Here is a 9,815-nt window from a genome sequence, read left to right as displayed (position 1 = left end):
AATAATGTTAATAAGTTGAATGATGGTTAATGCTACACATTAAAATCGATAAACATCGTCATAGATAAAATTTATAACTGATGTTTAATTAATTGATAATTAATTTTATAATACATATTTATTAAAGTAATTTTTGAACTGAGCTTCTAACGTTTTGAACCGAAATATTTTTTAAAAAATTTATAAAAACCACTTTCAATAATTGCTCCTTTTTGATGGTTAGTTGCTTGTTGAAAAGTGGTTTTGTCTGAAATTCCAAAGCCTATGATTTATAGATTTTTTAAATTCGTAATCTCTGAATATCAATCAACGATCAATAACCGTCAATGAATGAATGTTTAAATATCTAACCAGTTCTCTAAAATCTTTTTTCCGTGCGGAGTTAGGATGCTTTCCGGGTGAAATTGAACCCCTTTCACATCAAATGTTTTGTGACGAATAGACATGATTTCATTGTTTTCGTCAACGGAGGTTATTTCGAGTGATTCGGGGAAATTTTGTGAACTAATAGCCCAAGAATGGTAGCGACCAACGAAGAATTCCTTAGGAATAGCATTAAATATCGAGTCATCATTCGTTTGTGTTGTTTTTGTTGCTACCCCGTGGTAGACTTTGTTCAAGTTGATTAAAATTCCGCCAAATACTTCGCCAATAGCCTGCATTCCTAAGCAAATTCCCAAAATACTCTTGCTTGAAGCATAAGTTTTAATTACATCCAGTAATAACCCTGATTCAGAGGGTAATCCAGGACCGGGTGATAGAAGTATTTTATGAAATTCATTTAGCTCATTTAAGTCAAATTCATCATTTCTGAAAACAGTTACTTTACAATCCAGATCTTCTAAATAATGCACCAAATTGTAGGTGAAGCTATCATAATTATCAATAACCAATACGTTTGTCATTTGGTAACATTTTATGGTAAAAATACAAATATATTGAGGTGTTGCATAAAAAAATCCTGATACGTACCAGGATTCTTTTAGCAATTTTTCCCAAGTTGTGTTTAGAATAACATATTTACAGTTAATTCAAATTCGTCGTTGATAGCTTTGTCACCCAATCCGTCAAAGAAACTTCCAGAACCGTATTTGATATCAAATTTTGTTCGGTCAATCATTAATGAAGTTCTTGCTCTTCCTTCGGAAACAGCTAAATCAAAAGTGATGGTTTGCGTGATTTTTTTGATTGTTAAGTCAGCAGTAATGGTATAATTTCCATTTCCAGTATCCGCAATCGTTTTGAACTTTAACGAAGCAGTTGCATGCTTGTCAACTCCAAAAAAGTCGTCTGCTTTTAAGTGACCTTCTAACTTTTCTTTTCCTTTTCCAGCTTCTAAGTCAGTCACTGTGATTGAATTCATATCTACTACAAATTCTCCACCTTTTAATTTATCACCTTTAAAAACTAATGTTCCTGATGTAAAATTGATTTTACCCATGTGAGCACCGGTTACTTTTTTTCCAACCCAGTCGATTGAACTGGTTGCAACATTAATTTTTTTGTTTTGAGCGGATACAGTAGCGGTTGAAAAAACAGCTACTAAAGCGATTGCGATTGTTTTTAAATTCTTCATTGTAATAGTTGATTTTAGTTATTGATTAAATAGTTGTAAATAATTCTTCTTTTGATTTTCTTACTTTTTTATAAAACTGCGTAGCATCGTCTTCATGACGATAACCAATCGTTGCAATTAAGGACGCATTTAAACCTAAATTATTGAATCCTAAGAGTTCGTTTACTTTTTCAGGTTCAAAACCTTCCATGGGAGTTACATCAATTTTCAATTCAGCGGCTGCATTTAACAAATTAGCAAGTGCCAAATAGGTTTGTTTGGATGTCCATGTACTTTTAACTTCGGGTTCTAAAGCATTTATTTTCATTTTCATGAAATCAGCATAACCTTGCACACTTTCCACAGGTATTCCTCTAGTTTGTGCCATATTCCGAATATACGCATCAATTTCATTTTCTCCAAAGTTCGTATTATTGGCGAAAATCAACACATGCGAAGCATCGATAATTTGTGATTGGTTCCAAGCTAAAGGTTGCAATTGGGCTCTAACTTCCGGATTGTCGATGATAAATACTCTGTAAGGTTGTAATCCATAAGAAGAACTGCTCAACTGAATTGCATCTTTTAAAATTTCTAAATCGGCTTCTGAAACTTTTTTAGAAGCATCAAATTTTTTGGTTGCATAACGCCATTTCTGGTTATTGATAAAATTACTCATTTCTTTAATTTTTGGCAAGGGTTCTATATTTTTCTAATAGTAAATTCAATAGATTAAGTTCTTCGGAAGTTAGATTTTGAGCAAATAATTCCTCATAAGCTTCAATTTTAGGATCTAATTCTGCAAGTAGTTCCATTCCATTTTTTGTGATGGTAATTTCCATCTTCCTCCTATTTTCTTCACAAATTTCACGATTTACTAAACCTTTTAGCAACAATTTATCAACCAATCGGGTTGTGTTGCTGGTTTTTGCAATCATTCGCTCTTGAATAATGCACATGTTTGCAGGTTTTCCTTTTTGTCCGCGAAGAATTCGCAAAACATTAAACTGTTCAACAGACAAATCAAATGATTTTAAAATATCATTAAACGCGTCTGCAATTACATTTTGAGAGAACATAATATTTAAAACTGTTCGCTTTTCAATGCTGATTGCTGAATTAGACTTTATGATTTCTTCGATTTTCATTTGTAAATACAAAATTTGTATGTACAAATGTAATGGATTAATTCATTTGTATATACAAACGTATATTAAAATTATGTTAAATAAGGCGAAGCCCCGTAGGATATGATTAATTTTAAGGATGCAAATTCAAAAATTAAAATATTTAAAAATAGTACTTGTTGTATTTTTGTTAAACTTCACAATTTTTGTGCAAGCACAAACGCATGGTTTAAAACCAATAGAGATTTATTCAAAAGATGGAGTGATTGTAGAATCCTATGATTTTGAAAGCTTGGAGCCTTTGTTCAAAAAACAAAATGATACAACTTATGTTATTAATTTTTGGGCCACATGGTGTTTGCCATGTGTGGAAGAATTGCCTCACTTTGAGAAGATGAATAAGAAATATACTTCGCAGAAATTTAAAATGATTTTAGTAAGTTTGGATTTTCCAAATATGGTAGAGAGTAGGGTGATTCCATTTATTAAAAGAAAAAATTTAAAAGCCGATGTGGTTTTGCTTAATGATCCAAATGCTAACAAATGGATTGAAAAAATTTCAAAGGATTGGAGTGGTGCGATACCTGCAACGGTGATTTACAGAAATTCAGAATTGTATTTTTTTGAAAAATCATTTACCGAATCATCTTTAGAAAAAGAAATTAAAAAAGTAATAATTAAATAACTAGAGGTATGAAAAAAATCAAATTTGTGGTAATGTTTGTTGCAGCTGTTACCTTAACGGCGTTTACTTTTGTCGATTCAAACAAAGGATATGAGATAGGTGATGTGGCAACCGATTTTAAATTGAAAAACGTTAATAATAAAATGGTTTCGCTAAAAGATCTTGGCGAAACCAAAGGTTACATCGTTATTTTTACCTGTAACCATTGTCCGTATGCCGTAGCTTATGAAGACAGAATTATTGAGTTGAATAAAAAATATAAAAGTTTGGGATATCCTGTAATTGCTATTAATCCTAACAATCCGGAAAAACAAAAAGAGGACAGTTTTGAAAAAATGCAACTTCGTGCACGAGAAAAAGGATTTGACTTTCCTTATTTGTTAGATGAGGGACAAAAAATTTATCCTCAATACGGAGCAACAAAAACGCCACATGTTTATGTATTACAAAATACAGATCAAGGAACTATTGTTCAATATATTGGTGCCATTGACGATAATTATTCGGATGCTGATGCCGTAACGGAAAAGTATGTGGAGAATGCTGTGGATGCTTTGTTGAATAGTGAAGAAATAAAAGTCAAAACAACTAAGGCCATTGGTTGTTCAATAAAAGTCTAACTCTATGGATTTAAATCAAAACGATTGGTGGAGTCAATTGCAGGCCGATGAAAATGCCGTAGTTATAGATGTTCGAACCCCTGATGAGTTTAGTTCGGGCATTATTCCGGGAGCCATTAATATTGACATTTACAAAGGTCAGGGCTTTGTTTACATGATTGAAGAATTAGACAAAACCAAAAATTATTATGTGTATTGTCATGCCGGAAGCAGAAGTGCTCAAGCTTGCAAAGTCATGAATCAACTGGATATTTCCAATGCGTATAATTTATTAGGAGGAATATCTAACTGGAATGGTCCGATCATTGAATCAAATTAATTAATCTGCAAGAAGTTTTTTTTGTATTTTTAACAATCAAAAATTAATTTTTAATCCAAAAGTTAGAATTATGAAAAAAAATATTGGAAATACCGATCGCTTTGTGCGTGTGATGTTTGGAATCATCCTTTTAATTATTTTCATGTCAGGTGCAATTACTAATAGTTTATGGAATTGGATTATTTTAGCGGTCAGTTTAGTTTTAATTATCACCGCCTTTGCTACATTTTGCCCGCTTTATGCATTATTAGGCAAAAGCTCTTGTGAAGCAAAACGAAAAAAATAGGTGCATTAAATAGATTAATAAACCACGTTTTATGCGTGGTTTTTTTGCGTTTTTTAATCAAATTAATACGGATGCTTTGCTTATTTTAGCCATTCCTAAATAGTATATATAATGATTAGTGAGTTACAATTTCAGAATGAATTAAAACAAATTATACAAAACGGAATTCGGGAAGATATTGGTGAAGGCGATCACAGTTCTTTAGCTTGCATTCCAAATGACGCCCAAGGAAAGGCAAAACTATTAGTAAAAGATAACGGAGTGATTGCCGGCGTTCGTTTTGCTGAAATGATTTTTAATTATGTGGATGCCGACATGAAAATGGATATTTTTATGGAAGACGGCTCCCAAGTAAAATACGGCGATGTAGTATTTCATGTGTACGGCAAATCACAATCCATTTTAAAAGCAGAACGGTTGGTACTTAATTCTATGCAACGCATGAGTGCGATCGCTACAAAAACTAAAAGTTATGTAGATTTATTAAAAGGAACTTCCACAAGAATACTAGACACTCGCAAAACAACGCCGGGTTTTAGAGCGGCAGAAAAATGGGCGGTAAAAATTGGAGGAGGCGAAAATCATCGATTCGCATTGTATGACATGATTATGTTAAAAGACAATCACAATGATTTTGCAGGAGGTATCTCGAAAGCCATTCAAAAGACAAAAGAGTATTTAAAAAATAATAACTTAGATTTAAAAATTATCGTGGAAGCCAGAAATCTTACTGAAGTAGAAGAAATTCTCAATAGTGATGGCGTTTACAGAATTTTACTAGACAATTTTGATTTTGAAACCACTCGCAAAGCGGTTGAGATGATTGGAACTAAGTGTCTTACAGAAAGCTCGGGCAATATCAATGAAAGAACCATTCGTGAGTACGCGTCATGCGGGGTAAATTATATTTCTTCGGGAGCTTTGACGCATTCGGTTTACAATATGGATTTAAGTTTAAAAGCCCTTTAATGGTGTTAGAATCACATTTGTATGAGTACAGTAGATGATCAATTAGAAAAAATTCCTATCGTTCGAAACTTGGTTCGACTAACACAAAGAATTAAACTTCCCTGGTTAGAGGGACTTTCGTTGTATGAGCTGCTCAAACTCTATTTTTTCGGAATAGTAGAAGGAGCTTTTTCGTATCGTGCAGGTGCAATTGCGTTTAGCTTTTTTATGGCACTTTTCCCCTTTGCATTATTTATTTTAAATCTAATCCCTTTTATCCCAATTGAGGGTTTTCAGGAAGATTTTTTGGAGTTTGTAGAGCAAGGTGTTCCTCCCAATACTTTTGATGCCATACGAAATATCGTTGATGATATTTTGAATAACAGTTATCAAGGTTTATTGTCTTGGGGTTTTATTTTGTCTATCTTCTTAATGAGTAATGGAATAAATGCCATTTTAGGTGGCTTCGAGTCGTCTTATCACATTACAATTACTAGAAGTTTTATTAAACAGTACTTGATTTCTGTTGTTATGTCGCTGTTGCTATCGTTAATTCTTATTGTAACAGTTGCAGCCATCATCATAGCAGAAGTACTTATTTTAAAAATTGAACTTCGACAGTTTATTGGAGATGTTTCCCTTATTCAAATTACAAGTTTTGGTTTTGTGACTTTGATGATACTTATTACAACTTCTTTATTGTTTAAGTTTGGAACGCAGCAAACACTACAAATTCCATTCATTAGTATCGGTTCTGTTTTTACAACTTTGCTCATTTTACTTTCATCTTATATTTTTGGAATATACGTGGTGAAGTTTGCCAAATACAATGAACTATACGGTTCAATCGGTACGCTTTTGATTTTGATGTTTTACATCTGGATTAACTGTATGATATTATTGCTTGGATTTGAGTTAAATGCGACTATAAATAAATTTAAAAGGAAAAATTTGTACCTCTAATTTTCCAACAAATACTATCTTATAATGCCCTACTTCGTAGAAGTTATTTTACCGCTTGCTCTTGATAAAACATTTACTTATCAAGTTTCTGAAACTGAATTCCATTTCATTAAACCCGGGATGCGAATTGCTGTTTCGTTTGGTAAAAGTAAAGTTTTTACTGCATTGGCTTTAGAAACGCATCAAAATAAGCCATTGCTGTATGAAGCAAAAGAAATCGTTCAGATTTTAGATGAAACGCCTGTGGTAAACGAACTTCAGGTGAAACACTGGCAGTGGATGTCGGCCTATTATATGTGTAGTTTAGGAGAGGTATATCGAGCGGCACTACCTTCGGCTTTTTTGTTGGAAAGTGAAACCATCATCACATTAAATAAAGAGCATTTTTCAGATGAAAAATTGCTTACAGATGATGAATATTTAATAGTTGAAGCACTTCAACATCAAAGCTCATTAAAAATTCACGATGTTGTAAATATTCTCAATAAAAAAGCAGTATTTCCTGTCATACAAAAGCTAATAGACAAAAGGTTTATTGCAGTGCAAGAAGAAATCGTTGAATTGTATAAGCCCAAACAAGTTCGCTACATTCGTTTAAATCCTGCATTTACCGCTGATGAAAGTTTGAATCAATTGTTTCAATCACTTGCAAAAGCCCCCAAACAATCGGAATTAGTACTGGCTTACTTTCAATTGATTACAACTGAGAAGAAACCAATTACAGTCAAACAATTAATTGAAACTGCTAATTCTAGTGCCAGTGTTCTTAAAACATTAATTGATAAAAATATTTTTGACGACTATTTTCTTACCCAAGATCGAACGGATTATTTAGGTGAAGCTTTTGCAAACGAATTGCATTTAAGCGAAGCTCAACAAGCCGCGTATGATAAAATAAAACATCAATTTGCCGATAAAGATATTTGTTTGCTTCACGGCGTGACTTCAAGTGGAAAAACAGAAATTTATATCAAGTTGATACAAGATGCTTTAAAAACAAATAAACAAGTGTTGTTTTTACTACCGGAAATAGCTTTAACCACTCAATTAGTAAGTCGACTACGGAACTATTTTGGAAATAAAATTGCCGTTTTTCACTCCAAATACAATTCCAATGAAAGGGTAGAAGTGTGGCATCAGGTTTTAGATAATTCGTCAAAAGCCCAATTGGTCATTGGAGCACGTTCGGCTTTGTTTTTGCCGTTTACAAATTTGGGGTTGGTTATTGTTGACGAGGAACATGAACAAAATTTCAAACAAGTTGATCCTGCACCAAGATATCATGCGAGAGATGCAGTAACGGTTTTGTCGCAATACCATCAAGCAAAAGTCTTGTTGGGTTCTGCAACACCAAGTTTGGAAACCTACTTTAATACTCAAAATTCAAAATATGGGTTGGTTGAATTGTTTGAACGTTATGGGAATGTTCAGATGCCTGAAATTCATTTGGTCGATTTGAAAGATAAATACTTTCGAAAACGCATGACCGGACATTTTAGTGATACACTTATAGAAGGTATTACTAAAGCGTTATCACTTGGCGAGCAAGTTATTTTGTTTCAAAATCGCAGGGGTTTTTCACCTTTATTGGAGTGTTTGACGTGCGGACATATTCCGCAATGTCCCAATTGTGCTGTAAGTTTGACGTATCATAAATTTAAAAATCAATTGCGTTGTCATTATTGCGGCCATTCCATAGCGAAACCTACACATTGTCATAGTTGCTCCAGTATTGATTTAACAACTAAAGGTTTTGGTACGGAGCAAATAGAGTTAGAGTTGGCTGAATTATTTCCTAATAAAAATATTCTTCGAATGGATCAAGATACCACGAGAGGTAAATTTGGTTATGAAAAAATTATCGACCGTTTTCAAAATAGGGAAGTGGATATATTAGTTGGCACACAAATGCTTGCCAAAGGATTGGATTTTGACAATGTAAGCTTGGTTGGTGTTTTAAATGCCGACAATATGCTTTTTTTTCCTGATTTTAGAGCTTTTGAGCGAAGTTATCAAATGCTGACACAGGTGGCCGGTCGAGCAGGGCGTTTAGATAAAAGAGGAAAAGTCATTATCCAAACGTATAATCCGAATCACGCCATTATTCAGCAGGTGACCAACAATGATTATTTGGGAATGTACAAAGAGCAATTGTATGAAAGGCAAATTTTCCAATACCCACCTTTTTATAAGTTGATTAAAATGACGTTCAAAAACAAAGACTTTGAAAAAGTGAAAGAGAGTGCTTTGTGGATGTGTCAAGTTTTAAAACAACATTTAAATCTGCCGGTTTTGGGTCCGGAAGAGCCGGGGGTAAATCGTATTCGCAATGAATATATTCGCACCATTCTGATAAAAGTACCTGAAAAAACATCTGTGGCACAAACAAAAAAAACTATTCGCAAAATTGTGAATAGTTTCGATGCAATACCCAATTACCGTTCGGTAAAGGTTGTTCTTACAGTAGATGTTTATTAAGCAATAGCTAAAGCCTTTTTCAAATCATCTTTTTTATTTCTACTTAAGGGTATTTTGGTAACGCCTATTTCAGCAAATTTGCTGTTAAAACGCTCAATTTTTTCAATGTTTACAATATATGATTTGTGTACTCGCAAGAAACGTTCTTTGCTTAAATCTTGCTCAAATGATTTCATCGTAGATAAAACCAAGTTACTGTCTTCATCGGTCACAACTTTCACATAATCACCATAGGCTTCAATCCACTTGATTTTGGATGTAAAAATCTTCAGTTTCTTCAAATTACTTTTTATAAAAATAAAATCACCTTCTTCATCAGTAATTTCATGTTTTAGGCGGTGCATATCTACGGCTCTTTTTATAGCTGAATCAAAGCGATCAACAGAAATTGGTTTCTGTAAATAGTCAGTAGCATCATAATCAAAAGCTTTTACAGCATAATCAGCTTTTGAAGTAATAAAAATTATTTGAGGTTTTAATTTCAGGTCATCAAGGAAATCAAAGCCGCTAATAATAGGCATCTCAATGTCAAGTAAAATAAGGTCAACTGCGTGCACAGACATGCAGCTTTTGGCTTCAATGGCGTTAGAAAAATCACCTACGAGGTTCAGGTTTTGATGATTATTAACTAACTTTGTAATGATCATTCTTTGTATAGAACTATCATCTACTACAACACAATTTAGTTTCATAATACAATTCATTATGGATTTGGAGCAGCAAACATATTGTATTTCATCTAATTAAACAAGCATTTCGTCGATTATTTGCATTACATCGAAAATATCTGTTTAGCACTTGTCAATTAAAAAAAATTCACTATTTTTGCACCCA

General features: G+C 33.2%; 12 protein-coding genes. 7 read left to right on the top strand and 5 right to left on the bottom strand.

Going from position 1 to position 9,815, the window contains the following annotated elements; genetic code table 11:
- Positions 1-338 precede the first annotated feature (338 nt).
- From ACIQ2S_RS08375 to ACIQ2S_RS08360, 4 genes are all read right to left on the bottom strand, one after another.
- A complete protein-coding gene (locus ACIQ2S_RS08375; RefSeq protein WP_396174924.1) occupies positions 339-905 on the bottom strand; it encodes an anthranilate synthase component II in 567 nt (188 codons plus the stop codon).
- 101 nt (positions 906-1,006) lie between these two features.
- Positions 1,007-1,576 carry a YceI family protein gene (locus ACIQ2S_RS08370; protein WP_396174922.1) on the bottom strand — a complete coding sequence of 190 codons (570 nt, stop codon included), beginning with the start codon at positions 1,574-1,576 and terminating at the stop codon, positions 1,007-1,009.
- Positions 1,577-1,601: 25 nt separating this feature from the next.
- On the bottom strand, positions 1,602-2,234 hold the full coding sequence (locus ACIQ2S_RS08365; RefSeq protein WP_396174920.1) for an NAD(P)H-dependent oxidoreductase: 633 nt from the start codon (positions 2,232-2,234) through the stop codon (positions 1,602-1,604).
- A 4-nt stretch (positions 2,235-2,238) separates the two neighbouring features.
- Positions 2,239-2,703: a MarR family transcriptional regulator gene (locus ACIQ2S_RS08360; RefSeq protein ID WP_396174918.1), complete on the bottom strand. Its 465-nt coding sequence runs from the start codon at positions 2,701-2,703 to the stop codon at positions 2,239-2,241.
- 187 nt (positions 2,704-2,890) lie between these two features.
- Between ACIQ2S_RS08360 and ACIQ2S_RS08355 the strand changes: the two genes are divergently transcribed.
- The 7 genes from ACIQ2S_RS08355 (at position 2,891) to priA (ending at position 8,981) form a co-directional block, all read left to right on the top strand.
- On the top strand, positions 2,891-3,367 hold the full coding sequence (locus ACIQ2S_RS08355) for a redoxin domain-containing protein (protein ID WP_396174916.1): 477 nt from the start codon (positions 2,891-2,893) through the stop codon (positions 3,365-3,367).
- Between the two features lie 8 nt (positions 3,368-3,375).
- Entirely contained in the window at positions 3,376-3,987 is a 612-nt protein-coding gene (locus tag ACIQ2S_RS08350; protein ID WP_396174914.1) for a thioredoxin family protein, read from the top strand.
- A 4-nt stretch (positions 3,988-3,991) separates the two neighbouring features.
- Positions 3,992-4,306: a rhodanese-like domain-containing protein gene (locus ACIQ2S_RS08345; RefSeq protein WP_396174912.1), complete on the top strand. Its 315-nt coding sequence runs from the start codon at positions 3,992-3,994 to the stop codon at positions 4,304-4,306.
- A 70-nt stretch (positions 4,307-4,376) separates the two neighbouring features.
- The gene (locus ACIQ2S_RS08340; protein WP_396174910.1) at positions 4,377-4,592 is read left to right on the top strand and encodes a DUF2892 domain-containing protein; all 216 of its coding nucleotides are present in this window, start codon (positions 4,377-4,379) and stop codon (positions 4,590-4,592) included.
- A 111-nt stretch (positions 4,593-4,703) separates the two neighbouring features.
- On the top strand, positions 4,704-5,561 hold the full coding sequence (nadC, locus tag ACIQ2S_RS08335) for a carboxylating nicotinate-nucleotide diphosphorylase (RefSeq protein WP_396174908.1): 858 nt from the start codon (positions 4,704-4,706) through the stop codon (positions 5,559-5,561).
- A 21-nt stretch (positions 5,562-5,582) separates the two neighbouring features.
- A complete protein-coding gene (locus ACIQ2S_RS08330; protein WP_396174906.1) occupies positions 5,583-6,503 on the top strand; it encodes a YihY/virulence factor BrkB family protein in 921 nt (306 codons plus the stop codon).
- Between the two features lie 24 nt (positions 6,504-6,527).
- On the top strand, positions 6,528-8,981 hold the full coding sequence (gene priA / locus ACIQ2S_RS08325) for a primosomal protein N' (protein ID WP_396174904.1): 2,454 nt from the start codon (positions 6,528-6,530) through the stop codon (positions 8,979-8,981).
- On the opposite strand, the gene ACIQ2S_RS08320 is transcribed toward priA, so the two are convergent.
- Positions 8,978-9,673 (bottom strand): LytR/AlgR family response regulator transcription factor, encoded by a 696-nt coding sequence (locus ACIQ2S_RS08320; RefSeq protein WP_396174902.1) that lies wholly within the window; start codon positions 9,671-9,673, stop codon positions 8,978-8,980. The two genes, priA and ACIQ2S_RS08320, sit on opposite strands and share 4 nt — an antisense overlap.
- Positions 9,674-9,815 lie beyond the last annotated feature (142 nt).

This window comes from Flavobacterium sp., assembly GCF_044371705.1.
In the GTDB taxonomy this organism is placed as follows: Bacteria; Bacteroidota; Bacteroidia; order Flavobacteriales; family Flavobacteriaceae; genus Flavobacterium.
Note: the sequence above shows the minus strand (reverse complement) of the source record. Positions and strands in the feature narration are given on the sequence as shown.

Excerpts from the sequence above, each read along its gene's own strand:
- priA (WP_396174904.1), top strand. The coding sequence starts at position 6,528 with ATGCCCTACTTCGTAGAAGTTATTTTACCGCTTGCTCTTGATAAAACA.
- nadC (WP_396174908.1), top strand. The coding sequence starts at position 4,704 with ATGATTAGTGAGTTACAATTTCAGAATGAATTAAAACAAATTATACAA.
- ACIQ2S_RS08330 (WP_396174906.1), top strand. The coding sequence starts at position 5,583 with ATGAGTACAGTAGATGATCAATTAGAAAAAATTCCTATCGTTCGAAAC.
- ACIQ2S_RS08340 (WP_396174910.1), top strand. The coding sequence starts at position 4,377 with ATGAAAAAAAATATTGGAAATACCGATCGCTTTGTGCGTGTGATGTTT.
- ACIQ2S_RS08320 (WP_396174902.1), bottom strand. The coding sequence starts at position 9,673 with ATGAAACTAAATTGTGTTGTAGTAGATGATAGTTCTATACAAAGAATG.
- ACIQ2S_RS08350 (WP_396174914.1), top strand. The coding sequence starts at position 3,376 with ATGAAAAAAATCAAATTTGTGGTAATGTTTGTTGCAGCTGTTACCTTA.
- ACIQ2S_RS08360 (WP_396174918.1), bottom strand. The coding sequence starts at position 2,703 with ATGAAAATCGAAGAAATCATAAAGTCTAATTCAGCAATCAGCATTGAA.
- ACIQ2S_RS08365 (WP_396174920.1), bottom strand. The coding sequence starts at position 2,234 with ATGAGTAATTTTATCAATAACCAGAAATGGCGTTATGCAACCAAAAAA.
- ACIQ2S_RS08345 (WP_396174912.1), top strand. The coding sequence starts at position 3,992 with ATGGATTTAAATCAAAACGATTGGTGGAGTCAATTGCAGGCCGATGAA.
- ACIQ2S_RS08370 (WP_396174922.1), bottom strand. The coding sequence starts at position 1,576 with ATGAAGAATTTAAAAACAATCGCAATCGCTTTAGTAGCTGTTTTTTCA.
- ACIQ2S_RS08375 (WP_396174924.1), bottom strand. The coding sequence starts at position 905 with ATGACAAACGTATTGGTTATTGATAATTATGATAGCTTCACCTACAAT.